The organism is Streptomyces sp. NPDC047072 (assembly GCF_040643855.1).
Classification (GTDB): Bacteria; Actinomycetota; Actinomycetes; order Streptomycetales; family Streptomycetaceae; genus Streptomyces.
Map to the genome: position 1 here is coordinate 1 of NZ_JBEYVC010000163.1, position 23,422 is coordinate 23,422.

Sequence of the window (23,422 nt, forward strand, 5' to 3'; positions counted from 1 at the left end):
GGGCCGGGGCCCGGTGACGGTGTCGGCCATGGTTCTCCTCGGTGGTGGGGGGCTCCGCGAGGGGGCGGAGCGCCGGGGCGAAGTGGTCGAGGCCTCGATGAGCACATGCAAACAGACAGGGCTGACACCATCCCGCCAGTAACCTGACAGCGAGCTGACGTGATTCAGATCACAGGTTTATGCGGATCCGACAAGTGCCGTCAGCGGGGAGGGAGTTGTGCGGTCGCCGTGTGCTTTCCGTGCGCGAGGGCATGAACGGCGGCGGTACGTCCGTCTTTGCAGCGCAAGCCGTCAGGCGTCGACGTCCGACCGCCCCAGCCAGTAGCCGAAGCCCCGGCGGGTGTGAACGAGTGCGGGGGCGTCCTGGTCCACCTTGCGGCGCAACCGGGAGACCAGCTGTTCGATCGCGTTGTCGCCGCGGTGGTCGCCCCAGACGTACCGGCCGATCTGCTCCTTGGACAGCACCCGGTGGGCGTTGACGAGGAGGTGGCGCAGCAGCCGGTACTCGGCGGGCGTGAGGTCGAGCAGGCGCGGCCCGCGCCGGGCCTCGCACAGGCCGTCGTCGAGGACGAGGTCACGATAGGACAGCGCACCGGAGCGGGCGGTCCCGGCTGCGGTGCCGCGCAGCAGGATCTTCACCCGGGCCAGCAGGTCGGCGACCCGGAAGGGCTTGGTGAGGTAGTCCCGCTCCCCCAGGCCCAGTTCGGGGACGAGCCGGTCCAGGGACTCGTAGTCGGTGAGCAGCAGGACCGGCGGGCGGTCGGCCAAGGCCGGTCGGCTGCGGCCCAGTTCGGCGACGTCCGGCAGGGTCGCGTCGAGGACCACCAGGTCGAAACGCTCCCGCGCGAGCCGCACCGGGGCGTCCCGCGCGGTGTCGGCGACGGCGATCCGGTAGCCCGCCAACTCCAGCGTGGTGGAGAGCAGTTCGGCGACGTCGGAGTCGCCCGCGACGATCAGGAGGCGCTGACCGGCACCGCGGGCGAGTGCCGGTTTCTCGGCGGAACTGCCATGCATGGACGAGACCGTTCGTGGGGGAAGCACGCCCCACCCTAGCGCCTCCTTGCCTAACTCAAGCAACTCCCCTTCCGGGTGCCCGCGCGCTGTCGTCAGCGGCCCGTGGTGACCGGCGCCAGCCACAGCCCGACCACGGCGTCACCGAGACCGGTGGCGGCGTCGTGCCAGCTGGCGCGGGGCGTCGGCGTGCCCTCGGCGAGCGCCCGTTCCCGCTCGGCGGACATGTGCACGATCAACTGGCGGGCCATGTCCGAGCGTTCGGCCCGGACGTCGGCGGGCAGCTCGGGCAGACACCCGTGCAGGCCCTCGACGATCCGCTGGAGCGACGGCGAGGACATGGACTCCTCCACCATGATCTGCTGGAGCACCGGGTCGGTCATGACCTGGGCGCAGAACCGGGCGAACCAGGTGGGGCTGCCCAGCGCGGCCAGATGCTCGGGGACCGCGCGCACCAGGCAGTCCACCCAGTCGCGTACGTCCGGGGAGTCGCCGATCCGCTCCAGCAGCCGGACCCGGATCGCCTCCACCCGGACATGGTGCTTGCGGGCGATGGCCCGGACCAGGTCGGCCTTGGTGCCGAAGTGGTAGCCGACGGCCGCGTTGTTGCCCTGCCCGGCGGCCTCGCTGACCTGACGGTTGGAGACCGCGAGCACACCGCGCTCGGCGAACAGCCGCTCCGCCGCGGTCAGGATGAGCTCCCGCGTCGCGCTGACCTGTTCCTCGCGTGCCGTCCTGCCCGCCATGATCACCACCGCACCGGGACTTCGCTGAGCCCTCCGACGGCCAGCCCCTCGAGCCGCCTGAGGTCCGCCGCCGGCGCGGCGAGTTCCAGTGTCGGAAGCCTACGCAACAGCACGTCGAGGACGGTGCGCAGCACCGCTCGGGCCAGCGCCTGACCGAGGCAGGAACGGGCACCGGCGCCGAACGCGAGGTGGTGGTTGGGGCTGCGGTCGAGGGTCATCTCCGCGGGAGCGTCGAAGGCGCTCTCGTCACGGTTGGCGGCCGCCGCGACGCACAGCACGGTCGTGCCCCGTGGCAGCACGGTGCCGGCGATCTCGGCCTCCTCGGCCAGGTAGCGCGGCATGCCGAGACCCGGGTCGGCGTCGTAGCGCAGGACCTCCTCGACGGCGCTGGGCACCAGCGAGGGGTCGGTGAGCAGCCGTTCCCAGTGGCGGCGGTCGGCGAGGAGGAGGGCGACCATCTTGGCGATCACGTTCATGGTGGTCTCGTGCCCGGCGACCAGCAACGCCTGGCCGGTGAAGACGAGTTCACGCTCGCTCAGGGTGCGGCCGTCGGCGTCCCGGGCGGTGACGAGCGCGCCGAGCAGGCCGTCGGTGGGCTCGTCCTGCCGGGCGTGCACCTGGGCGCCGAGGTAGTCGACGAAGGCGTCCTGGACGGTGTCGTACTCCTGCTGGGTGTAGCGGGTGAGGTTGAGGAGGACGTCGGACCAGCGGGCGAACCGGTCGCGGTCGGCGTCGGGGACGCCGAGCAGGTCGCACATCACCCACACGGGCAGCGGGTAGGCCAGGTGGGCGCGGAGGTCGGCGGGGTGTCCGTGCGCGAGCATGCCGTCGACGAGCCGTTCGGTGCGCGCCTCGATGGCCGGGGTCAGCGCGGCCACCCGCTCCGCGGTGAGCCACCGTCCCACCAGGCGCCGCCAGCGGCGGTGGGCCGTGCCGCCGTCGGGGATCGCCGTCGCCATGTCGCTGTTGAAGACCCCGCCGGTCTCGTCGGTCGCGATCCGGGCCGCGTCCCGCGCGGTCAGCCGGCGGGTGAAGCGGCCGTCGGAGAGCACTTGACGGACGTCCTCGTAGCGGGTGAGCAGGGCCACCTCGTCCCCGCTCGGCAGGGTGGCCCGTGCGACAGGACACTCCCGGCGCAGCGCGGCCCACTCCTCGGGGGCCTCGAGCGCCGGGCCCCGGCGCAGTGGATAGGTCAGGGTCGGCTTGCGCTCGCTCCAGGACATGGGTCCTCCTCGGCTCCGGCGATCGCTGCACGGTCAGGACAGCCGGGCCAGTAAGCTAAGTCAAGCATCTGACTTAACTTCGGCCGGGTTTTCGTTTCCCGGTCCCGTTGACCGGGATTTCGCTTCCCGGTCCCGTTCCCCTGCCCATGGAGGCCCTGTCATGTCCGACGCTCCCGCCAGACCCGCCGACGCGGGTGCCGCGGCCCCGACGCGGCCGAACGCCGTGGTGGCGGTGCTGGCCTTCGCCGGAATCGTCGTCTCGCTGATGCAGACCCTGGTCATCCCGATCGTCCCGGAACTGCCGAAGCTGCTCGACGCGCCGGCCTCGGACACCGCCTGGGCGGTCACCGCGACCCTGCTGGCCGCCGCCGTCGCCACCCCGGTCGTGGGCCGCCTCGGCGACATGTTCGGCAAGCGCCGCATGCTGCTCGTCAGCGTCGTGATGCTGGTGATCGGATCGGTGGTGTGCGCGCTCAGCGACGCGCTGGTCCCGATGATCGTCGGGCGTGCCCTGCAGGGCTTGTCCTCCGGAGTCATCCCACTCGGCATCAGCATCATGCGCGACGAGCTGCCCACCGAGCGCCTCGCCGGGGCCACCGCTCTGATGAGCGCCTCCCTCGGGGTCGGCGGCGCGCTGGGCCTGCCGACGGCCGCGCTGATCGCGGACAACTTCGACTGGCACATCCTGTTCTGGAGCTCAGCCGCGATGGGGCTGGTGGCCCTCGTCCTGGTCACCCTGTTCGTGCCGGAGTCCCGGGTGCGCACCGGCGGCCGCTTCGACGCGGTCGGCGCCGTCGGCATGGCCACCGGCCTGATCTGTCTGCTGCTCGCCATCTCGAAGGGCGCCGACTGGGGCTGGACCAGCGGCACCACACTGGCCCTGTTCGTCGCCGCCGTGGTCGTACTGGTTGCCTGGGGCGTCTTCGAGCTGCGCACCACCCAGCCGCTGGTGGACCTGCGCACCACCGCCCGTCGCCAGGTGCTGTTCACCAACCTCGCCTCGATCGCGGTCGGCTTCTCGATGTTCGCGATGTCCCTGGTGCTGCCGCAGCTGCTCCAGCTGCCGACGCAGACCGGCTACGGCCTGGGCAAGTCCCTGCTGACCGCCGGTCTGGTCATGGCCCCCTCCGGTCTGGTGATGATGGCCCTCGCCCCGGTCTCCGCCGCGGTCTCCAAGGCCAAGGGGCCGAAGGTGACCCTGATGATCGGCGCGCTGATCGTGGCCGCCGGGTACGGGCTGAACATCGCGCTGATGTCCGAGGTCTGGCATCTGGTCATGGTGTCCTGTGTGATCGGCGCCGGGATCGGCTTCACGTACGGCTCGATGCCCGCGCTCATCATGGGCGCGGTGCCCGCCTCGGAGACGGCGGCCGCCAACAGCCTCAACACCCTGATGCGGTCCATCGGTACGTCGGTGGCGAGCGCCATCGCCGGTGTGGTGCTGGCCCAGATGACCATCGACCTGGGCGGGTACGCGCTGCCGTCCGAGAGCGGCTTCAAGACGGTCATGGCGATCGGCGCCGGTGCGGCGCTCCTCGCCTTCGCCATCGCCTCGTTCATCCCCCGCCCGCGGGCCACCGCGGTGCCGGCGGCCGCGGCGCCGACGGCGGCGGAGACGTCGGCCGGGGCGACCTCGGGTCTTTGACGGCCGGGGCCCGGCGGCCGCTGCGACGCGGCCGCCGGGTCCGTTGGTCCCGCCCGAGCTCGTCCTGCCCCAGGAGGACCGGGCGTTGTCACGTACTGCGTTTTCAGTAGCCGCTCGGAGGACGACACGCGGGCTCCGCTCCGGAAGGCTGGGGGAACGTCCGGGCCTCCGGCGCCCGCCCTGGTTCCAGGACCCGACCGGAGAACCCGATGAGCATCCCCTGGCAGCGCTACGCCGACGACCACGCCCGTACGGTCGACACGATGACGGCGGCGCTGCTCTTCCCCGCCTTCCTGTTCGGCAGCGAGGTGCACGTGCCGGGCGCCGAACAGCCCGATGTCGTCGGCCCCACGATCGCCCTCGCGGCCGTCTCCTGCGCCGCCATCTTCTGGCAGCGCAGCCGCCCCCGTACGGTCGTCGCCGTGACCACGGCGTGCGCCGCCGTCGCCAGCGCCCTGGGCATCCTGTTCACCCCGCTGCTGCTGGGGCCGCTCATGCTCGCCCTGCACCGGGTGGCCCTGGCGACCGACCGGCGCACGGCCCGCCGCTGCCTGCTGTCCGCGCTCGCCGTACTGGTGACGACGGCCCTGCTGCTCGATCCCCTGCACCATCCCTGGCCCCTGGACACACTGAGTCCGGCGGCCTGGCTGCTGCTGCCGGTCGCCGTGGGCAACGCGAGCCGGCTGCGCGGCGCCTATCTGGAGGCCGTCCAGGCGCGTGCCGAGTACGCCGAGCGCAGCCGGGAGGAGGAGGCCCGCCACCGGGTCGCCGAGGAGCGCATGCGCATCGCCCGGGAGCTGCACGACGTCGTGGCCCACCACCTGGCCCTCGCCAACGCCCAGGCGGGCACGGCGGCCCACCTCGCCCGCACCCATCCCGCGCAGGTGGAGAAGATCCTCACCGACCTCGCCGGTACGACGTCCTCCGCGCTGCGCGAGATGAAGGCGACCGTGGGCCTGCTGCGCCGGGCGGACGACCCGGACGCGCCCCTGGCACCGAGCCCGGGGCTCGGCCAGCTGCCGGAGCTGACGGAGACGTTCGAGTCCGCCGGGCTGACCGTGCACGTCACCACCGAGGGGGACGCGCGTCCGCTCACACCCGGCGTGGACCTGACGGCGTACCGGATCGTCCAGGAGGCGCTGACCAATGTCACCAAGCACGCGCGCGTGCAGGCGGCGCACGTCCGGTTGCGCTTCAGGGCGGACCATCTGACGATCACCGTCACCGACGACGGCACCTCCACCACCGCCACGGCCCCCGCCCCGGGCCACGGCTTCGGGCTGATCGGCATGCGGGAGCGGGCCCGCTCGGTCGGCGGCGCCCTGAAGGCCGGACACCGGCTGGAGGGCGGCTTCGAGGTCACCACCCGGCTCCCGCTGTACCCCTGTGCCCCGGACCACGAGGCAACCGCCTCGGACCACGAAGAACGGACCCCATGACCATCCGTGTGCTGCTCGCCGACGACCAGGCTCTGTTGCGGGCCACCTTCCGGATCCTCGTGGACTCCTGCGAGGACATGGAGGTGGTCGCCGAGGCCACCGACGGCGCCGAGGCCGTCGACCTCACACGCATCCACCGGCCCGACGTGGTCCTGATGGACATCCGTATGCCCGGGACCGACGGGCTGACGGCCACGTCCGTGATCTGCGCGGACGCGGAACTGCGCGAGACGCGGGTGCTGATCCTGACCACGTTCGAGATCGACGAGTACGTCGCGCAGGCGCTGCGGGCCGGGGCGAGCGGCTTCCTCGGCAAGGACGTCACCGCGGAGGCCCTGCTGGCCGGCATCCGGACGGTGGCGGCGGGCGACTCCCTGCTCTCCCCCGGCGCCACCCGCACCGTGATCACCCGTTTCCTGGCCGCTCCGGGGCTCGGCACCAGGCTTGCGTCGGCCGACAGCCTCACCGGCCTGACCACCCGGGAGCGCGAGGTGATGGCCTGGGTGGCGGAGGGCCACTCCAACGAGGAGATCGCGGAGAAGCTGTACGTCAGCCCGCTGACCGTCCGCACGCATGTGCACCGGGCGATGACGAAGCTGGGCGCCCGGGACCGCGCCCAACTCGTCGTGATGGCCTACCAGTCGGGGCTCGTGCAGCCGCTGCCGTCCGAGGAGGGCTGACCGCCTCGGGGGCGGCCTCTCACCGCGCGGAGAGCTTCTCCAGCCACTGCTGGAGCAGGGCGGACTCCGCCGGGGTGAACATCGGCGGCAGGTCGGCACGGAGCCGGGCGGCCAGCGTGGCGGCGGCCACCGGCACCGCGCTGTCGCCGCGGGACCGGTCCGCGTCGGTCTCCGTGTCGGCGGGCCGGGTCACCGAGTCGAGCACCGCGTCGCGCAGCCGCTCGGAGAACCTCGGGTCGGTGTACTGCTCAGGTCTGGTCAGCATCGACAGGGCGGCACCGACGTTCGCCGACATGATCATCCGCAGGGCGAGCGCGGGCGGCACGGTGAGCCGTCCGGCGGCCGCGCAGCGTTCGAGGATCTCGTGCAGCAGGTCGTGCGCCTCCTGGGCCGCGCCGGGCGGCACGGTCAGTTCGGGCGAGTACATCAACCGGTAGTGGTTGGGGTGCTCCAGCGCGAAGCGCATGTGGTTGTCCCAGCCGCTCCTCAGGTCCGCGACCGGGTCACCGCTCGGCCGCGCCGCCCGCTTGGACGCGAGGTACTGCTCGAAACCCCGGTCGACCACGGCGGCCAGCAGCCCCGCCTTGTCGCCGAAGAGCCGGTAGAGCATCGGCGCGCCGACCCCCGCCTTCTCGCACACCGCCCGGGTGGAGACGTCGGCGGCCGACGCGTTCGCCAGCAGCTCGGTGGCCGCTTCCAGGATTTTTTCCCTCGCATCCATGCGTTCACGGTACGCCATTCGTAGCGCCGATACGAAAGGGGGGTTACCGTCGCTACGATTCGGTGTTATCGTCGATACGAGCAAGTCGTAGCAGCGCTAACAAAGGACGCAGTCATGACCTCACAGCCCACCACCGACCGGCGCGCGGCGATCGTCACCGGCGGCTCGCGCGGTATCGGACGGCAAATCGCCCAGCAGCTGGCGGCGGACGGGTTCGCCGTCGTCGTCGGGTACGCGGGCAACAAGGACGCGGCCGACGCGACCGTGGCCGCCATCGAGGAGGCCGGCGGCGCCGCGTACGGCGCCCGCGCGGACGTCGCCGACGAGACCGAGGTCGCGGCCCTCTTCGACCTGGCGGAGGCCACCTACGGCGGAGTCGACGCGGTGGTGCACTCCGCGGGCCGGATGCCCCTCTCCCCCGTCGCGGACCTCGACCTGGACGACCTCGACGCCCTGTACCGCACCAACATCCGCGGCACCTTCGTCGTCGACCAGCAGGCCGCGCGCCGGCTGCGCCCCGGCGGGGCGCTCGTCAACCTCTCCAGCTCGGTGGTGGGCCTCGCCTTCCCGGGCTACGGCGCCTACGCGGCCAGCAAGGGCGCTGTGGAGGCCGTCACCCTGATCCTCGCCCGCGAGCTGCGCGGCCGTGACGTGACGGTGAACGCGGTCGCCCCCGGCCCCACCGCCACCGACCTCTTCCTCGACGGCAAGGACGAGGAGACGGTCGCCCGGCTCGCCGCACAGCCCCCGCTGGAGCGGCTCGGCACGCCCCAGGACATCGCCTCCGTCGTGTCGTTCCTGGTCAGCCCGGCCGGCCACTGGATCAACGGCCAGGTGCTGCGGGCCAACGGCGGAATCATCTGACTCGCCCCGAGAGGACATCGTCATGACCAAAGTGATCCTGGTGACCGGCGCCTCCAGCGGCTTCGGCGCCCTCACCGTCCGTGCGCTCGCGCGGCACGGCCACACCGTCTACGCGGGCATGCGGGCGCTCGGCACCCGCAACGCGCAGGCGGCCGCGGACCTCGCCGCGCACGCCGGCGAGCACGGCCTGGACCTGCGCGCCGTGGAACTCGACGTGGGCGACCAGGACAGCGCGGACGCGGCCGTCGCACGGATCGTCGACGAGCAGGAGCACCTGGACGTCCTGGTGCACAACGCGGGCCACATGGTGCTGGGTCCGGCCGAGGCGTTCACACCCGAGCAGCTGGCCCAGGTGTACGACACGAACGTCCTCGGCACACAGCGCGTCAACCGTGCCGCCCTGCCCCATCTGCGGGCCCGGGGCCAGGGGCACCTCGTCTGGATCGGCTCCTCCAGCACCCGGGGCGGCTGCCCGCCCTTCCTCGCGCCGTACTTCGCGGCCAAGGCGGCGATGGACGCGCTCGCGGTGAGTTACGCCGCCGAGCTGGTCCGGTTCGGGATAGACACGTCGATCGTCGTGCCCGGGGCCTTCACCTCCGGCACGAACCACTTCGCCCACGCGGGAGTGCCCGCCGACACCGACCGGGCCGGGGCCTACGACGCCCGCTACAAGACGCTGATGGCCGACGTCAACGAACGGCTGTCCCGACTGGCACCCCCGGACGCGGACGTCTCCGAGGTCGCCGACGCGGTGGTCCGGGCCGTGCAACTCCCCTCCGGCAAGCGCCCGTTCAGGGTGCACGTGGACCCGAGCCGGGACGGCAGCGAGGTCGTATCGGCGGTCGCGGACCGGATACGGGCGGAGTTCTTCCACCGGGTGGGGCTGGGGGATCTGCTGGCGGAGGGGAGCAGTCTGTGACGGGGAGGACGGACGTGGTGGGGCCGGGCGCGAGGCTGGGGGGCTTATGACGTGCCTGCGGGGGATGTGGCCGGGGTGCTCATGACCTGCCCCGCGAGGGATGTGACCGGGCGCCCACGACGAACCCGCGAGGGAGGTAGCCAGGGTGCTCACGACGCGCCCGCGAGAGGTGTAGCCGGGGCGCTCATGACGTGCCCGCCAGAGGTGTAGCCGGGCGCTCACGACCTTGCAGCCGGGGTGCGAGCGCGGCAGGCGCCGCAGAGCCCACGCGCCGGCATTCCCCACGCGCCGGCACTTCCCACGCGGCGCCGTTCAGGGGAACCCCGCCCGCTCGGCGCGTGACGCCTCGCGGCTCTGTCGACAACTGACCCATGTCCCTCCCCTTGATCCCGCCCATGCTGGCCACCCCCGGCTCGCTGCCGCCGGCCGCCCAGGACGCGCACTGGGCCTACGAGACCAAGCAGGACGGCCAACGGGTCGTGGTCTACCTCGCCGGTGACGGCACTCTCGCGCTGCGGGCCCGGTCCGGGGAGGAGATCACCGCCGCCTATCCGGAACTGCGGCCGCTCGCCGGTGCTCTGGGGCCCACGCCCGCCGTACTCGACGGCGAGATCCTCGCGCTCGACGAACAGGGCCGCGCCGACTTCCAGTTGCTCCAGCCGCGGATGGGCCTCGCCCACGCCCCGGCCAGGGCCGCCCGGCAGGCCACGGCGGCACCCGTGCACCTCGTGCTGTTCGACCTGATGCACCTGGGTCAACGCTCCCTCCTCTCGCTTCCCTACGCACAACGGCGGGCCCGTTTGGAGGAGCTGGAGCTGACCGGCCCTCACTGGTCCACGCCCGCCGCCCTGGTGGGCCACGGGGAGCAGGCTCTGCGGGCCACGCGCGAGCACGGACTGGAGGGGCTGGTGTGCAAGCGGCTGGACTCGGTGTACGAGCCGGGGGTGCGGTCGCGGGCCTGGATCAAGATCCGGAACATGCGCAGCGAGGACGTGATCGTGGGCGGCTGGCTGCCCGGCAAGGGACGGCTCACGGGGCTGCCGGGCGCGGTGCTGGTCGGACAGCGGACCGGTGGGCGGCTGCGGTACGTCGGCAACGTCGGCACGGGCTGGAGCGAGACCGAGCGGACCGAACTCGCGGCGCTGCTGCGGACGGCGGCGACGGACACCTGTCCCTTCGATCCGGCCCCGCGGGTGCCGGGGGCGCGGTGGGTGGTGCCCCGGCTGGTCGGGGAGGTCCGGTACAGCACCCGTACCCGGGCGGGGCTGCTGCGGCAGCCGTCCTGGTCGCGGCTGCGTCCGGACCTCACGCCGGAGGAGTCGGCTGCCGATCTGCCGGACGGTCTCGTCTGACATCTCGAACAAGATCCAGCTGTTCCACCGGTTGTTACCAGAGAGTCTTTTACGACCTCTTGGCGCGGACATGAAAAGTGGGGAAGCTGAACTTCCCCTTTCGCCACAGCCGTTGGGCCGCGCCCGCACCAGGAGGAGGACGCAGTGTCGTCATCGTCGTTCAAGAGGCACCGCAGGAGATGGCTCACCGGGCTGGCCGGTGCCGCCGCGCTGGTCGTCGCCCTCCCCTCGGCCGCCTTCGCCGCCCCGCCCACCGCGCTGCCCACCAACGCGGAGTCCGCCGAGTACACCTACCAGCCGGCCTTCGACTACGACACGGACGGCTGTTACTCCACGCCGGCCATCGGCCCGGACGGCACGATCAACGGCGGGCTCAACCCGACCGGTTCGCTCAGCGGCGAGTGCCATGACCTCTCGGACCTGAACAACACCAACACCTACTCGCGCTACAAGTGCAACAACGGCTGGTGCGCGTACATGTACGGCCTGTACTTCGAGAAGGACCAGGCGCTGGCGAACAGCAGCATCGGCGGGCACCGGCACGACTGGGAGCACGTCGTGATCTGGGTGCAGAACGGCGCGGTCCAGTACGTGTCGACGTCCAACCACGGCTCGTTCACGGTGAGCGCCGCGTCCGGCGTCCGCTTCGACGGCACGCACGCGAAGATCGTCTACCACAAGGACGGCGTCAGCACGCACTGCTTCCGGCTGGCGAATTCCAACGACGAGCCGCCGGAGAACGCCAAGGGCACCTGGCAGTACCCGCCGCTGGTCGGCTGGAACGGCTACCCGTCGACGGCTCTCCGCGACAAGCTGAGCGCCTACGACTTCGGCAGCGCCAACTTCGGCCTCAAGGACGCCAACTTCGCCGCGCATCTGACGTCGGCGAAGCCGTCGGGGATCGCGTTCGATCCCAACGCCTGACCCAGGCCCGGCCGAGGCCCGTGATCGGTCGCGGGACGTAGGACCGTGGGTGTCCACGGCTTCCGTCCCGCGCCCGATCCGGGCCCGCCCGCGCCCGGCATAGCGTCCGTCACATGGACACGAGCGGACGACTCGAAGAAGCCCTGGAACGTATCCACACCTCCGGCCCGGAACGGGACGGCTGGCTGACGAACCACGCCCCGATGGTCGTCGAGGCGCTCACGGCACACGGCCGGGCGGATGCGGTCCACCACTGGCTGGACCTGTACCGGGACAAGCTGGAGGACTTCCCGGACCGCGTGGCACCCGTCACGGACGACAACTGGGCCGAGGCGCTGGGTGATCCGCGCCGGATCGCCGACTGGACCGACCATTTCACCCGCACCCTCGCCGAGCGCCCCTGGAAGGACGTCCTGGCCGAATGGTGGCCGCGGCTGCTGCCGGGGCTGTACGGCGGCGCCACCCACGTCGTGATCCGCGTCGGCCACGCCGTACGGGCCGTCGACACCGAGGAGACCGCACCGCGGCTCGCCGAACTCGCGCACGCGCTGGGCTACTGGGCGGCCCGGCACCAGCCCGTGACGGTGACCGCACTGCCCGGTGCGCCGAGCGCCGCCGCGTCCCTGGAGGCCGTGCCCGCGATCGCTCCGGGGCACCTGGGCTTCCGGAACCGGCTGGCCGCCGTACACGAACTGCCCGTATGGGCGGCCGAGGTGACCGATCCCGACGCGGCCCGGGAGCGGCTGACCGAGCTGGTGCGGGCCACGACCCACCGGTACGCCACCCACGGGCACGGTGAGCCGACCATGCTCGTGCATGCCACGACCGCGCCCAACGCGGTGCTGCGCACCCTCGACGCGCTCCCCCGCGAGCTGTGGGCGCCGAGCCTGCACGCGGCCTGGAACGCGGCCGCTGCCGTGACGGCGATGTACGGGCCGGTGGAACCCGTCGCCTACGAGCCGTCCGCGCGCCTGGCACCCGAGGAGGTCATGGACCGGGCCCTCGCCCACGGCGACGAGCACGTCATCAAACTGACCGACACGGCCCTGGACGTCGGCGACCAGCAGGCGCTCGCCGCTGCCCTACGGTCCGTCGAGATGAGCGAGCCGCTGGTCTGAGGCCCGGGCACCCGTCGTACGGCGAAAGACGGTGGACGGGTCGGAGCGCGTCGTCCGATGATGGCCGAATGGATCATGACAAGGAACTGCCCGCCGCCGTGGACGCGAAGGCTCTACTCGCCTTGGCCGATGCGCACCACGCCCGTCCGGTGCGCCCGATCGGGACGCGCGAAGCGGCAGGGCACCTGGTGAAGGTGTACGCGCTGGAGGCGCCGGGCCGCAGCGTGTCGGAGCAGGACGCCCGGGCCGCGCTGGGGATCGCCGCGCGCCACCTGGAACTCGGCCCGCTGCGGGGGTCCCTGGGCCTCGCCGTGGTGATCGTGCACGCGGGCGGCGACGGCGACTACCTGCTGGTCCACACCTGGATCGAGGGGGACATGGCGGACCTGGCGGTCTTCGCGGGCCCGGCCGGCGAGCCCGGGGCGCTGCGGCCCGGCCGGGTGGGCCTCAACCCCTGTGTGTGGGAGGCGGCCGTACTCGCCCATGAGCGGGACTCATACTCCCGGCAGGTCCTCGACGGCACCGGACCGCTCCCGCAGCGGCTCGCCGCCTGGAGCGCGGACACCGTCGAGGGGGACCTGCGATGAGCGACAGCCCCGTCGTACGGCATGCCGAGCGCGCCGATCTGCCCCGGGTCGCCGAACTGGCCGCCCTGCACGCGGAGTACGAGCGTGCCGCCCCGCCCGCCGCGGATCTCGCCGAGCGCCTGGCCGTGCTGCTCTTCGGCACCCCCGCGCCCCGGCTGCGGTGTCTGGTGGCCGCGCTCCCGGACGGCGAGGTCGTCGGCTACGCCACCTGCGCGCCCGAGTTGTCGACCTGGGACGGACGCGAATACCTGCACATGGACTGCCTGTTCCTGCTGCCGGGACACCGCGGGCTCGGGCTGGGCGTCCTGCTCATGGACGCCGTGGCGGACGAGGCCCGTACGCTCGGGCTGGACGCGGTGCAGTGGCAGACGCCCACCTGGAACGAGGGGGCGATCCGCTTCTACGACAGGCTCGGTGCCGAGGGCAGGCAGAAGGTGCGTTACTCCCTGAGCGTGCGGCACTGACCCGTCGCAGGGTCTATCGTGTCCCGCATGTCCCTTCCGGAACTGATCCGTATCGTCTCCCGCGACTCGCCCATGGCGCTGGCCCAAGTGGAGCGTGTGCGCGGCGAGTTGGCGGCCCTGCATCCCGGTGTGCGCACCGAGGTCGTGCCGGTGAGGACGACCGGTGACAAGTGGATGGGCGATCTCTCCCAGGTCGAGGGCAAGGGCGCGTTCACCAAGGAGGTCGACGCCGCGCTGCTCGCGGGCGAGGCGGACCTCGCGGTGCACTGCATGAAGGACGTGCCCGCCGACCGGCCGCTCCCGGCGGGCACGGTGTTCGCGGCGTTCCTGAAGCGGGACGACATCCGTGACGCCCTGATCCACCCGGGCGGTCTCACCCTGGACGAGCTGCCGGACGGCACCCGTATCGGCACCTCCTCGGTGCGCCGGGTGGCCCAGCTGGCCACCACCCACCCGCACCTGGAGTGCGTGCCCTTTCGCGGGAACGCCAACCGGCGGCTGGAGAAGCTCGCGGCCGGTGACGCGGACGCGTTGCTGCTCGCGGTCTCCGGTCTGGAGCGGATCGGCCGCGAGGACGTGATCAGCGAGATCCTCTCGACGGAGACGATGATGCCGCCGATCGGCGCGGGCATCCTGGCGCTCCAGTGCCGGGAGGGCGACAGCGAGCTGATCGACGTGGTGAGTGGCCTCGGCGATCCGGACACCTACCGGGAGGCGACCGCGGAGCGCATGTTCCTGCACGTCCTGCAGGGGCACTGCAACAGCCCGATCGCCGGGTTCGCGCGCGTGGACCGCAGCGGCGAACTGTCCCTGCGCGCCTGCGTGTTCACCCCCGACGGCAAGACCCGGCTGAACGCCCACGAGTGGGCGGGCCGTCTGGATCCGGCCACCCTCGGCACCTCGGTGGCGGTGGCGCTGCTGCGTCAGGGCGCCCGCGAGATCATCGACGGCATCCCGCACTGAATCGGACGGGACCGCGTCAGGCGGTGCCTTCCTCCGCCTGGTCGCGCAGGAAGTTGCTCACCTGGCAGGCCAGTCCCTCGCGGACCGCGCCCGCGTGCGCGGCTCCTTCGTCGAGGCCGATGCCGCCCGCCCACAGCCGGCGGTCGGCCCACTCGTCGTCGACGCGCAGCTGGATCTGCACGTCGATCTGGCCGAGGCTCGTCTCGGGGCCGGCCGCGAAGAGCACGGCTGTGGCGCGGCGCAGCGGGTAGACGTCGAAGCCCTCGATGAACTGGGAGTTGCGCCAGTCGATGAAGGCGCTCTCGCCGTCGGCCCCGATCCGCACGTCGATCTGGCCGTCCTCGAGATGCACGGTCGGATGCAGGTCGCCGCGGTTCTCGACGGTCACACGGACGCTGAAGTACGTGAGCCCCTCCGCCGCGTCGTCCCGTCCGCGCGGCGGCTCGGCCTGTTCCAGACGGTGGACGCGGACACGCAGACCGGCATGCGTGTCGTACTCCTGCCAGTCCCCGACCACGTTCGGCTCGTACACAGTGCACCTCTTCGACCTCAGAGAGCTGCTTCCTATCTGTGTGCTCAATGCACTGTCAAATGAGCAGAATGCGCTGTGGCCAGCGTATTCACCCCCTTTGATCGCTGATCAAGCCCTGCCCAGGAACGATGCGACGATCGGCCGGAAAAACACTTCCGCGGGCGTGCCGCACATCACTTCCCGAGCCCATGATCAACGGGCCAGCCGGCCCAGCAGCGAGGAGGCCGCGGTGATGCCGAGCGCGGCGGCGACGGCCAGCACCGCGAAGTCCAGCGCGATATGGGCCTGGGTGCCGAGCAGGAGGCCGCGCAGGGCGTCGACTTCGTAGCTGAGGGGGTTCACCTTGCTGACCGTCCGGAGCCAGCCCGGCATGACGGAGAGCGGGTAGAGGGCGTTGGAGCCGAAGAACAGCGGCATGGTGATGGCCTGTCCGATGCCCATCAGCCGGTCCCTGCTGAGCACGATGCCGGCGATGGTCATCGACAGACAGGAGAAGAAGGCCGAGCCGAGGACCACGATCGCGCCGACACCGAGGAGCTTGAGCGGGTTCCAGGTCAGGGAGACGCCGAGCAGGGCGGCGATCACGATGACGACGACCGCCTGGATCAGTGACTTCACCCCGGCCGCGAAGGCCTTCCCGGTGGTCAGTGCCGAGCGCGGGGTGGGGGTGACCAGGAGCTTGTTGAGGATGCCCGCGTCCCGCTCCCAGATGATCTGGATGCCGTAGAAGATCGCGATGAACATCGCCGACTGGGCGATGATGCCCGGCGCGAGGTAGTCGATGTAGGGGATGCCCCCGGTGGGGATCGCCCGGATGTGGGTGAAGGTCTGGCCGAAGATCAGCAGCCAGAGGGCGGGCTGGACCGCGCGGGTGTAGAGCTCGGTGCGGTCGTGGCGCAGCTTCTGGAGTTCGACGGCGCACATCGCCACGACCCGGGCGGGCAGCAGGCGCCAGCCCGCGCGCGGCTCCGGCGGCCTGAGCAGCAGACCTATGTCAGCCGACACGGTTCGCGGTGCGGCGGGTGCTTCGGACATCGCGGAAATCCCCTCCTTCGTCTTCGAGACCGCTGCCGGCGACGTCGCGGAAGACGTCCTCCAGGGTCGGGATCTCGGCCGTGCCGCGGCGCTCGGCGAGCCCCTTGCGGAGTTCGGCCGGGGTGCCGAGGGCGCGGATCCGGCCGCGGTGCATGAGGCCGACGCGGTCGCAGTACTGGTCGGCCTCGTCCATGTAGTGGGTGGTGACCAGGACGGTCATGCCGGTCGCGGCGCGTACGGCGTTGATGTGCTCCCACACCCCGGTGCGGGCGATCGGGTCGAGGCCGATGGTCGGCTCGTCGAGGATGAGCAGCCGGGGCGCGCTGACCAGGGCCTGCGCCAGTTCGAGGCGGCGGACCATGCCGCCGGAGTAGGTGCCGGCGAGCCGGTCGGCGGCGTCGGTGAGGTCGACCGCGGTCAGGGCCTGGGCGACCCGTTCGGCACGCTCCTTGCGGGAGACGTCGAAGACGCGGGCGAACAGGGTGACGTTCTCCCGGCCGGTGAGGTTGGCGTCGGCGGACAGCTGCTGCGGTACGTAGCCCAGCAGACGGCGTACGGACATCGGGTCGGTGGCGGTGTCGCGGCCGAAGACGTGGACCATGCCGGCCGGGACTCGCAGCAGGGTGGTGATGCAGCGGATGGCGGTGGTCTTGCCGGCGCCGTTGGGGCCGAGCAGTCCGAAGACCTCACCCTCGGCCACGGTCAGGTCGAGCCCGTCGACGGCGTTGGTGTCACCGAAGGCGTAGGCGAGGCCGGTGCAGGCGACGGCCTGCCCGGTGTCCGGGGGCGGTGCTCCGGCGGCGTCCAGGTGGTCCCGTGTTCCTGCGGCGTCCTGGGTCATGACTCCTCGGCCTCCTCGTGCAGGTTGACGGCGAGTGTGCGCAGGGCAGGGAGCGCGGCGCGCAGCGCGTCCCGCTCGGCCGCGTCGAGCCGGGCGACCTGGCTGCCGACGAGGGCGACGCGCCGCCGCTTCCACTCCCTCAGCCGCGTCTCGGCCTTCTCGGTGAGCAGCAGCCGGGCCGCGCGACGGTCGGCGGGGTCGGTCTCGCGGACCAAGTGGCCTTGCTTGACGAGCTGGTTGACCAGCGTGGAGACGGAGTTCCCGGCCAGGTACAGCTCCTTGGCGGCCTCGGAGACGCCGATGCCGGGCCGGGACTCCACCAGGCGCAGCAGCTCGACCTCCGCCCCGCGGAACCGGGGCTCGGTCAGTCCGGCCCGCAGCCGGCGCCTGAGCAGCCGCTGGATGCCGACGAACGCGTCGGCCAGCTCTTCCGGGAAGGTCTCCTCGTCCACACCGGTGAGATTAGCTCTTTAGCAGAGCTAACGTAACCAAGAGCGAGTCAAGCCCATATGGACTATTAACGTCTTTTGTTTTATTCATCCCAGACCGGGCATTTGCATGGAAGTGCTTCGGACAGGAGGCACGTCCGTGGGAGCCGACCAGTCGGACCCCGGGTGTCCCCCACCAGGTCCGGTCCGCGCCTCCCACGGTGTCCGTCCCAACGGCCCCCGTTGAGGGAGGCGCGCGACATGTCCGTCGCCACCAGAACGAAGCCGCATCCGCACGACGACGCCCCGATGACCACCGAGGCGTTCGAACGACTCGCGACCCTGCCCGACGGCCCCGAGCGCAAGGCGCTGCGCGACGAGCTGGTCGAGCTCTGGCTGCCCATGGCCGAGCGGATCGCCGTCCGCTTCCGGGGTCGCGGCGAGTCCCTCGAGGACCTCTACCAGGTGGCCGCCCTCGGCCTCGTCAAGGCCGTCGACCACTACGACCCGGCCCGCGGCACCGCCTTCGAGGCGTACGCCGTGCCGACCGTCACCGGTGAGATCAAGCGCCACTTCCGCGACCACATGTGGACCCTGCACGTACCGCGCCGGGTCCAGGACCTGCGCAACCGCGTCCGGCAGGCCTCGAAGGAACTCGCGCAGACCATCCCCGGGCGCCCGCCCACCATGGCGGAGATCGCCGAGCGCGCCCAGCTGACCGAGGACGAGGTGCGCACCGGCGCCGAGGCGCTGGAGTGCTTCTCCGCGCTGTCCCTGAGGCGGAGATGCCCGGCACCGACGGGTACGCCCTCGGCGACGCGCTCGGCGGCCCCGATCCGGGCTACGACGTCGTCGTCGACCGGGTCGCCGTCAGGCCCTGTCTCGAAGCGCTGCCCGAGCGCGAACGGACCATCCTCTACCTGCGGTTCTTCCGCGGTATGACACAGAGCGGCATCGCGGAGGAGCTCGGCATCTCGCAGATGCATGTCTCCCGGCTGCTCAGCGCGTGCTTCGCACAGCTGCGCGACGAGGTGCTGGCCGACGCCGGCTGACCGCGGTCACTCCGGCGGGGCACCCGGGATCTGCCGCGGGCCGGAACGGTCCAGGGCCTCCTCCAGCTCCACGCGGATCTCCGGGGGGATCACCCCGGAGCGTCCCCACACCAGGATCAGGTCCGCGACATTGCGGAGCTTGATGTTGGTGTGCTGGGAGACGTCCTTCAGGATCTCCCAGCCCTCGTCCGGGGTCACTCTGCCGAGCGCCACGACCATCCCGATGGCCTGGTCCACGACGGCATGGGAGACGACCGCTTCCTTCAGCTGGTCGATCTCCTCCTGGAGCTCGAAGATCCGGTCCGACTCGTCGGCGGGCTCGTTCGGTACGGATGCCACCCCTCCATCCTGTCACTCGACCGGGCCCGCGCCACCGCATGGGCGGGCCACCGTTTCGGCGGCGCCCCGGGGGTACTCGGCAGGCGCCCGGTGCGGTTCCGGACGGACACTGGGGAGGACCCGCTGGCCGCCGGCCGACGAGAGCAGGACGCGACTGTCATGAACCACGACCCGAGACGCGCCGCGACCAAGGACGTCGTCTCCACCCACCATGTCTTCGGAGCGCCCTGCTGGGTCAGCCTGACCTGCCGGGACCAGGAGGTGACCGAGGCGTTCTACGCCGCCGTCCTCGGCTGGCGGTGGACGCGGGCGAAGCTCGGTGACCGCTTCCGGGTCGCCCTCGCCGACGGCACGCCCGTCGCGGGGATCGCCGCGGTGGCCTCGATGTGGCAGATGGCGGTGGCCTGGACGCCGTACTTCGCGGTGCCGAGCGCGGACGAGGCCGTGGCCCGGGTACAGGAGCGCGGCGGCACCCTCGCGGTCGGCCCGCTGTCCTTCCCGCCCGGACGGGCGGCCCTGCTCGCCGACCGCGACGGCGCGCGGTTCGGCGTCTGGGAGGGGGAGCTCGTCTCCGACTGGGAGACCTGGCGCCGCGCCCAGCCCGCCTTCATCCGGCTGCACACGCGCGACGCCTTCGACGCGGCGATCTTCTACGGCGAGGTCCTGGACTGGGCGTCGGAGCGCCCCGGCTGCTGCGAGGTGCACTACGAGGGCGGCGAGGTGGTGTTGCGCAGCGGCGGGGACGTGGTGGCCCGTATCGAGTCGGGGGCGCTCGGCTCGGCGCCCGATCCCACGATCCGTCCGCACTGGCGGGTCCACTTCGCGGTCGACGACGTGGCGGCCTGCGCCCGTGCCGCGCAGGCGCACGGCGGTAGCGTGCGGTCGGTGAACGGCGACGAGGCGGTGCTCTGCGACCCGGACGGCGCGCGGTTCACGGTGACGTCGCGCCGCGACCGCTGACCGTACGAGCCGCCTTCAGTTCACCGGGGGACGGGACAGCAGGACCATGCTGCGGGGTTCCAGGGTCAGGGCCGTGCCCGCCTTGTGTTCCGACTCGTCCGCTCCCTGTGGCTCCGCCGTGTCCAGGAGCGTTGTCCAGCGTTCGCCGTACGTCATGTCCGGGAGGCGGAAGCCGGCCGGTTCCCAGTGGCTGTTCAGCAGGAGGAGGAAGGAGTCGTCGAGCACCCGGCGGCCGCGCGGGTCCGGTTCCGCGATCGCGTCGCCGTTGAGGAAGACACCGACGGCGTGGGAGTCGGGCCGCCGCCAGTCCGCCTCCGTCATCTCGCGGGCGTCCGGCAGCAGCCAGACCAGGTCGGGGAGCGGCTGACCGGCACTGGTCGCGGTGTCGCCCCGGAAGAAGCGGCGTCTGCGCAGGACGGGATGCGCGGCCCGCAGTCCGATCACATACCGCGTGAAGGCGGCCAGTTCCCGCTGTTCGTCCGTCAACCGCCAGTCGATCCAGGAGACTTGGCCGTCCTGGCAGTAGGCGTTGTTGTTCCCGCGCTGCGTGCGCCCGAGTTCGTCGCCGTGGCAGAGCATCGGAATCCCCTGCGAAAGCAGCAGCGTCGCAAGGAAGTTGCGCTGCTGACGCGCCCGCAGCTCCAGGACGGCCCCGTCGTCGGTGTCCCCCTCCACCCCGCAGTTCCAGGACCGGTTGTGACTCTCGCCGTCCCGGCCGCCCTCGCCGTTGGCCTCGTTGTGCTTATCGTTGTACGAGACGAGGTCGCGCAGGGTGAACCCGTCGTGCGCGGTGACGAAGTTGACGCTCGCCCGCGGTCGGCGCCGGCTGTGCTGGTACAGGTCGGAGGAGCCGGTGAGCCGGGAGGCGAACTCACCGAGCGAACCGGGCTCCGCGCGCCAGAAGTCCCGTACGGCGTCCCGGTACTTGCCGTTCCACTCGGACCACAGCGGCGGGAAGTTGCCCACCTGGTAGCCGCCCTCCCCCACGTCCCACGGCTCGGCGATCAGCTTGACGCGGCTGATCACCGGGTCCTGCTGGATCAGGTCGAAGAAGGCGGAGAGCCGGTCCACCTCGTGGAACTGCCGGGCCAGCGTGGCCGCGAGGTCGAAGCGGAAGCCGTCGACGTGCATCTCGGTGACCCAGTACCTGAGCGAGTCCATGATCAGCTGGAGCACGTAGGGGTGCCGCATCAGCAGGCTGTTCCCGGTGCCCGTGGTGTCGTAGTAGTGCGCCCAGTCGCCGTCCACCAGGCGGTAGTACGAGGCGTTGTCGATGCCCCGGAAGGAGAGCGTGGGCCCCTTCTCGTTGCCCTCGGCGGTGTGGTTGTAGACGACGTCGAGGATCACTTCGAGCCCGGCCGCGTGCAGCGCCTTCACCATCGCCTTGAACTCGGTGACCTGTTCGCCGCACGTGCCGTGGGCGGCATAGGCGTTGTGCGGGGCGAAGAAGCCGATCGTGTTGTAGCCCCAGTAGTTGGCGAGGCCGCGGTCCTGGAGCACGCCGTCGTGCACGAACTGGTGGACCGGCATCAGCTCGACGGCGCTCACCCCGAGGGACGTCAGATGCTCGACGATCGCGGGGTGGGCCAACCCCGCGTAGGTGCCGCGCAGTTCGGCGGGGACGTCGGGGTGGGTGCGGGTCAGGCCGCGGACGTGGGCCTCGTAGACGACGGTGTCGGCGTACGGTCGCCGCGGCGGCCGGTCGTCGCCCCAGTCGAAGGCCGGGTCGGTGACCACGCCCAGCATGGTGTGCCCGGCGCTGTCGGCACCGGGGGTGCGCAGCGAGGGGTGGTTGTCCGTCCGCCCGTCCACCGCCGTGGCGTACGGGTCGAGGAGCAGCTTCGCCGGATCGCAGCGGTGGCCGAGTTCCGGCTGCCAGGGTCCGTGGACCCGGTAGCCGTAGCGCTGCCCGGGTCCCACGCCCGGCAGATAGCCGTGCCACACGAACCCGTCGACCTCGGTCAGCGCGATGCCGCGGTGCCGGCCCTTCGCGTCGACCAGGACGAGTTCGACACGTTCGGCGACCTCGCTGAACAGCGCGAAGTTGGTGCCCTCGCCGTCGAAGGCCGCGCCCAGCGGGTAGGGGTGCCCGCTCCAGGCGGACACCCCTGACGGCCTCTTCCCGGACGCCCGCACGGTCACCGGGCGGCGGCCATCGCCGCGACCGGCAGCTCGCGGGGCAGCTGACGCACCTGCCGCAGGCTGGGGACCGGCCCCGACGGGACCAGCGGGACGCGTTCACCCTCCCGGGCGCGCTGCGAGAACCAGATGACCTTGCTGCCGGTGGCCGTGGCACAGCAGCCCCAGCCGTCGCTCGTCGCGGCGATGCACTCCAGGCAGGGCCGCAGGTCGTGGTCCGGGCGCAGATCGCAGTCGTTCTCGGCGACGGCCGTGATCAGGTGCTGGCCGTTCCACCACATCTCGATGGACGTGTTCTTGTCCGTCGCGTGCTCGTCGATCGACGTCAGCAGCAGTTCGGCGCTGCGGCAGACGCTCGACCAGGGTCTCCAGGTCCCAGAGCCTGAGGTGGGCGGCCAGGATGCGCCTGACCTGCCCGACCCGCTCCGGGCTGACCTCCACGTCGAGGTGGTAGTAGCAGGGCACTGCGGTGTTCATCTCGTTGGCTCCTCACCGGCGAACTCCCGCTCCTGACCCCCTTCGGGGCCGAGCCCCGATCCACGGAGCGTGAGCGCTGATCGCTTCAGAGTCACTCCAGCGTGGGATCGCTACGCCATTCGTGCAACACGAGCGACCACCGGGATGGTTGAAGCTCCAACAAGACGCTGTGTCGTCACCCGTGCACCATGAGTGAAGATCTGTCTCCCAAGCCCCTGGAAGGTGAACGGCGCCATGCTGCTACCGGCCAAAGCCGAGGTCGCCCGGCAACTGCGGCGGTACCGGGCCTGGGAGCGGGTCATGCTCGCCTCCCCCACCGACCGGACCGTGCGCTCGACGTTCGAGGACTCGGGCTACACGCTGTGCGTGCTGATGGGAAAGCGCTGCGCCCGCGAGGCCGCCGACGCGGCCGAGCGCTATCTGCGCTCCAGCGTGGTCGCCTACCTCCGCGAGCAGGACGAGCACGCCCGTACGGAGGTGCTCGCACGACGGGGACCACCGTTGGCGGTGAGCCCCTCGACCGCCGGGAGCTGACGGCCTCCCGACGCGACTTCGATCCCCGGCCGGGCCCCAGTGCCCGGCCTCGAGCACGACGGAGGCGAGAGACATGAGTGGCACCCCGGTCATCGGCCGCATCCCGGTACGGGACGTCCGCCCCGCCGTCGATTCCGGCAGGCTCCCGGCGAAGGCGGTCGTGGGAGAGACGTTCCAGGTCACGGCCACGGTGTTCCGCGAGGGGCACGACGCCGTCGCCGCCGATGTCGTACTCGAAGACCCGCAAGGCCGCCCCGGCCCGTGGACGCCGATGCGGGAGCTGGCTCCGGGCACCGACCGCTGGGGAGCCACTGTTACGGCCGGCGAACCGGGGTACTGGACGTTGACTTTTCCCAGCCCCCGAGGGCAGACCGTGCGATGAGCACCGAGTAGCGTGTATGCCATGGCTCCGACCTCCACTCCGCAGAC

The 23,422-nt window shown here is 71.7% G+C and carries 23 protein-coding genes and 3 pseudogenes; 15 read left to right on the forward strand and 11 right to left on the reverse strand.

The features are described 5' to 3' along the window. Positions 1-291 precede the first annotated feature (291 nt). The 3 genes from ABZ896_RS41770 to ABZ896_RS41780 all read right to left on the reverse strand — a co-directional run bounded on the left by ABZ896_RS41770 (position 292) and on the right by ABZ896_RS41780 (position 2,980). Positions 292-1,014 (reverse strand): response regulator transcription factor, encoded by a 723-nt coding sequence (locus ABZ896_RS41770; RefSeq protein WP_360940816.1) that lies wholly within the window; start codon positions 1,012-1,014, stop codon positions 292-294. Between the two features lie 92 nt (positions 1,015-1,106). Continuing rightward, positions 1,107-1,757, reverse strand: a complete 651-nt coding sequence (locus tag ABZ896_RS41775; protein ID WP_360940818.1) for a helix-turn-helix domain-containing protein — start codon at positions 1,755-1,757, stop codon at positions 1,107-1,109. Positions 1,758-1,759: 2 nt separating this feature from the next. Then, a complete protein-coding gene (locus tag ABZ896_RS41780) occupies positions 1,760-2,980 on the reverse strand; it encodes a cytochrome P450 (protein WP_360940820.1) in 1,221 nt (406 codons plus the stop codon). Positions 2,981-3,140: 160 nt separating this feature from the next. Here ABZ896_RS41780 and ABZ896_RS41785 point away from each other — a divergent pair, with 160 nt between their 5' ends. The 3 genes from ABZ896_RS41785 (at position 3,141) to ABZ896_RS41795 (ending at position 6,744) form a co-directional block, all read left to right on the forward strand. Next, positions 3,141-4,625 carry an MFS transporter gene (locus tag ABZ896_RS41785; protein WP_360940822.1) on the forward strand — a complete coding sequence of 495 codons (1,485 nt, stop codon included), beginning with the start codon at positions 3,141-3,143 and terminating at the stop codon, positions 4,623-4,625. A gap of 209 nt (positions 4,626-4,834) precedes the next feature. Continuing rightward, positions 4,835-6,064, forward strand: a complete 1,230-nt coding sequence (locus tag ABZ896_RS41790; protein ID WP_360940824.1) for a sensor histidine kinase — start codon at positions 4,835-4,837, stop codon at positions 6,062-6,064. Next, on the forward strand, positions 6,061-6,744 hold the full coding sequence (locus ABZ896_RS41795; RefSeq protein ID WP_360940826.1) for a response regulator transcription factor: 684 nt from the start codon (positions 6,061-6,063) through the stop codon (positions 6,742-6,744). The genes ABZ896_RS41790 and ABZ896_RS41795 overlap by 4 nt, the downstream gene beginning before the upstream one ends. A gap of 19 nt (positions 6,745-6,763) precedes the next feature. Here ABZ896_RS41795 and ABZ896_RS41800 read toward each other — a convergent pair whose 3' ends face one another. Next, positions 6,764-7,465: a TetR/AcrR family transcriptional regulator gene (locus tag ABZ896_RS41800; protein ID WP_360940828.1), complete on the reverse strand. Its 702-nt coding sequence runs from the start codon at positions 7,463-7,465 to the stop codon at positions 6,764-6,766. Positions 7,466-7,579: 114 nt separating this feature from the next. Between ABZ896_RS41800 and ABZ896_RS41805 the strand changes: the two genes are divergently transcribed. The 8 genes from ABZ896_RS41805 (at position 7,580) to hemC (ending at position 14,656) form a co-directional block, all read left to right on the forward strand. Then, on the forward strand, positions 7,580-8,329 hold the full coding sequence (locus ABZ896_RS41805) for an SDR family oxidoreductase (RefSeq protein WP_360940830.1): 750 nt from the start codon (positions 7,580-7,582) through the stop codon (positions 8,327-8,329). A 22-nt stretch (positions 8,330-8,351) separates the two neighbouring features. Continuing rightward, the gene (locus ABZ896_RS41810; RefSeq protein WP_360940832.1) at positions 8,352-9,248 is read left to right on the forward strand and encodes an SDR family oxidoreductase; all 897 of its coding nucleotides are present in this window, start codon (positions 8,352-8,354) and stop codon (positions 9,246-9,248) included. A gap of 371 nt (positions 9,249-9,619) precedes the next feature. Further along, on the forward strand, positions 9,620-10,600 hold the full coding sequence (gene ligD, locus ABZ896_RS41815) for a non-homologous end-joining DNA ligase (protein WP_360940834.1): 981 nt from the start codon (positions 9,620-9,622) through the stop codon (positions 10,598-10,600). Positions 10,601-10,744: 144 nt separating this feature from the next. Further along, positions 10,745-11,524, forward strand: coding sequence for an NPP1 family protein (locus ABZ896_RS41820; protein ID WP_360940836.1), 780 nt, complete (start codon positions 10,745-10,747; stop codon positions 11,522-11,524). Positions 11,525-11,637: 113 nt separating this feature from the next. Next, positions 11,638-12,642 (forward strand): questin oxidase family protein, encoded by a 1,005-nt coding sequence (locus ABZ896_RS41825; protein WP_360940838.1) that lies wholly within the window; start codon positions 11,638-11,640, stop codon positions 12,640-12,642. A gap of 68 nt (positions 12,643-12,710) precedes the next feature. Next, complete coding sequence (locus ABZ896_RS41830) at positions 12,711-13,229, forward strand: hypothetical protein (RefSeq protein WP_360940840.1); 519 nt, start codon at positions 12,711-12,713, stop codon at positions 13,227-13,229. After that, complete coding sequence (locus ABZ896_RS41835) at positions 13,226-13,693, forward strand: GNAT family N-acetyltransferase (RefSeq protein WP_360940842.1); 468 nt, start codon at positions 13,226-13,228, stop codon at positions 13,691-13,693. The genes ABZ896_RS41830 and ABZ896_RS41835 overlap by 4 nt, the downstream gene beginning before the upstream one ends. Before the next feature lie 27 nt (positions 13,694-13,720). After that, on the forward strand, positions 13,721-14,656 hold the full coding sequence (gene hemC, locus ABZ896_RS41840; RefSeq protein ID WP_360940844.1) for a hydroxymethylbilane synthase: 936 nt from the start codon (positions 13,721-13,723) through the stop codon (positions 14,654-14,656). Between the two features lie 16 nt (positions 14,657-14,672). Here hemC and ABZ896_RS41845 read toward each other — a convergent pair whose 3' ends face one another. From ABZ896_RS41845 to ABZ896_RS41860, 4 genes are all read right to left on the reverse strand, one after another. Beyond that, a complete protein-coding gene (locus ABZ896_RS41845; RefSeq protein WP_360940846.1) occupies positions 14,673-15,188 on the reverse strand; it encodes a hypothetical protein in 516 nt (171 codons plus the stop codon). 192 nt (positions 15,189-15,380) lie between these two features. After that, complete coding sequence (locus ABZ896_RS41850; protein ID WP_360940848.1) at positions 15,381-16,223, reverse strand: ABC transporter permease; 843 nt, start codon at positions 16,221-16,223, stop codon at positions 15,381-15,383. Continuing rightward, entirely contained in the window at positions 16,183-17,064 is an 882-nt protein-coding gene (locus ABZ896_RS41855; RefSeq protein ID WP_360940850.1) for an ATP-binding cassette domain-containing protein, read from the reverse strand. The genes ABZ896_RS41850 and ABZ896_RS41855 overlap by 41 nt, the downstream gene beginning before the upstream one ends. Beyond that, positions 17,061-17,516 (reverse strand): MarR family transcriptional regulator, encoded by a 456-nt coding sequence (locus tag ABZ896_RS41860; protein WP_360940852.1) that lies wholly within the window; start codon positions 17,514-17,516, stop codon positions 17,061-17,063. The genes ABZ896_RS41855 and ABZ896_RS41860 overlap by 4 nt, the downstream gene beginning before the upstream one ends. A gap of 237 nt (positions 17,517-17,753) precedes the next feature. Here ABZ896_RS41860 and ABZ896_RS41865 point away from each other — a divergent pair. Next, positions 17,754-18,544: pseudogene (locus ABZ896_RS41865) on the forward strand (SigB/SigF/SigG family RNA polymerase sigma factor). 6 nt (positions 18,545-18,550) lie between these two features. Here ABZ896_RS41865 and ABZ896_RS41870 read toward each other — a convergent pair. Beyond that, on the reverse strand, positions 18,551-18,883 hold the full coding sequence (locus ABZ896_RS41870; RefSeq protein ID WP_360940854.1) for an ANTAR domain-containing protein: 333 nt from the start codon (positions 18,881-18,883) through the stop codon (positions 18,551-18,553). 159 nt (positions 18,884-19,042) lie between these two features. On the opposite strand from ABZ896_RS41870, the gene ABZ896_RS41875 reads away from it, so the two are divergent. Continuing rightward, entirely contained in the window at positions 19,043-19,843 is an 801-nt protein-coding gene (locus tag ABZ896_RS41875; protein WP_360940856.1) for a VOC family protein, read from the forward strand. Between the two features lie 15 nt (positions 19,844-19,858). On the opposite strand, the gene glgX is transcribed toward ABZ896_RS41875, so the two are convergent. Further along, positions 19,859-21,949: a glycogen debranching protein GlgX gene (gene glgX, locus ABZ896_RS41880; RefSeq protein WP_360940858.1), complete on the reverse strand. Its 2,091-nt coding sequence runs from the start codon at positions 21,947-21,949 to the stop codon at positions 19,859-19,861. A 32-nt stretch (positions 21,950-21,981) separates the two neighbouring features. After that, positions 21,982-22,459: pseudogene (locus tag ABZ896_RS41885) on the reverse strand (pep a2). Positions 22,460-22,693: 234 nt separating this feature from the next. Between ABZ896_RS41885 and ABZ896_RS41890 the strand changes: the two are divergent. Continuing rightward, on the forward strand, positions 22,694-22,993 hold the full coding sequence (locus ABZ896_RS41890; protein WP_360940860.1) for a DUF5133 domain-containing protein: 300 nt from the start codon (positions 22,694-22,696) through the stop codon (positions 22,991-22,993). A 73-nt stretch (positions 22,994-23,066) separates the two neighbouring features. Further along, positions 23,067-23,336: pseudogene (locus ABZ896_RS41895) on the forward strand (maltotransferase domain-containing protein); the annotation flags it as partial. Positions 23,337-23,422 lie beyond the last annotated feature (86 nt).

What these genes read in the sequence shown, in the direction of transcription:
- ABZ896_RS41770 (WP_360940816.1), bottom strand. Translation starts at nt 1,014, where the DNA reads ATGCATGGCAGTTCCGCCGAGAAACCGGCACTCGCCCGCGGTGCCGGT.
- ABZ896_RS41775 (WP_360940818.1), bottom strand. Translation starts at nt 1,757, where the DNA reads ATGGCGGGCAGGACGGCACGCGAGGAACAGGTCAGCGCGACGCGGGAG.
- ABZ896_RS41780 (WP_360940820.1), bottom strand. Translation starts at nt 2,980, where the DNA reads ATGTCCTGGAGCGAGCGCAAGCCGACCCTGACCTATCCACTGCGCCGG.
- ABZ896_RS41785 (WP_360940822.1), top strand. Translation starts at nt 3,141, where the DNA reads ATGTCCGACGCTCCCGCCAGACCCGCCGACGCGGGTGCCGCGGCCCCG.
- ABZ896_RS41790 (WP_360940824.1), top strand. Translation starts at nt 4,835, where the DNA reads ATGAGCATCCCCTGGCAGCGCTACGCCGACGACCACGCCCGTACGGTC.
- ABZ896_RS41795 (WP_360940826.1), top strand. Translation starts at nt 6,061, where the DNA reads ATGACCATCCGTGTGCTGCTCGCCGACGACCAGGCTCTGTTGCGGGCC.
- ABZ896_RS41800 (WP_360940828.1), bottom strand. Translation starts at nt 7,465, where the DNA reads ATGGATGCGAGGGAAAAAATCCTGGAAGCGGCCACCGAGCTGCTGGCG.
- ABZ896_RS41805 (WP_360940830.1), top strand. Translation starts at nt 7,580, where the DNA reads ATGACCTCACAGCCCACCACCGACCGGCGCGCGGCGATCGTCACCGGC.
- ABZ896_RS41810 (WP_360940832.1), top strand. Translation starts at nt 8,352, where the DNA reads ATGACCAAAGTGATCCTGGTGACCGGCGCCTCCAGCGGCTTCGGCGCC.
- ligD (WP_360940834.1), top strand. Translation starts at nt 9,620, where the DNA reads ATGTCCCTCCCCTTGATCCCGCCCATGCTGGCCACCCCCGGCTCGCTG.
- ABZ896_RS41825 (WP_360940838.1), top strand. Translation starts at nt 11,638, where the DNA reads ATGGACACGAGCGGACGACTCGAAGAAGCCCTGGAACGTATCCACACC.
- ABZ896_RS41830 (WP_360940840.1), top strand. Translation starts at nt 12,711, where the DNA reads ATGGATCATGACAAGGAACTGCCCGCCGCCGTGGACGCGAAGGCTCTA.
- ABZ896_RS41835 (WP_360940842.1), top strand. Translation starts at nt 13,226, where the DNA reads ATGAGCGACAGCCCCGTCGTACGGCATGCCGAGCGCGCCGATCTGCCC.
- hemC (WP_360940844.1), top strand. Translation starts at nt 13,721, where the DNA reads ATGTCCCTTCCGGAACTGATCCGTATCGTCTCCCGCGACTCGCCCATG.
- ABZ896_RS41850 (WP_360940848.1), bottom strand. Translation starts at nt 16,223, where the DNA reads ATGTCCGAAGCACCCGCCGCACCGCGAACCGTGTCGGCTGACATAGGT.
- ABZ896_RS41855 (WP_360940850.1), bottom strand. Translation starts at nt 17,064, where the DNA reads ATGACCCAGGACGCCGCAGGAACACGGGACCACCTGGACGCCGCCGGA.
- ABZ896_RS41875 (WP_360940856.1), top strand. Translation starts at nt 19,043, where the DNA reads ATGAACCACGACCCGAGACGCGCCGCGACCAAGGACGTCGTCTCCACC.
- ABZ896_RS41890 (WP_360940860.1), top strand. Translation starts at nt 22,694, where the DNA reads ATGCTGCTACCGGCCAAAGCCGAGGTCGCCCGGCAACTGCGGCGGTAC.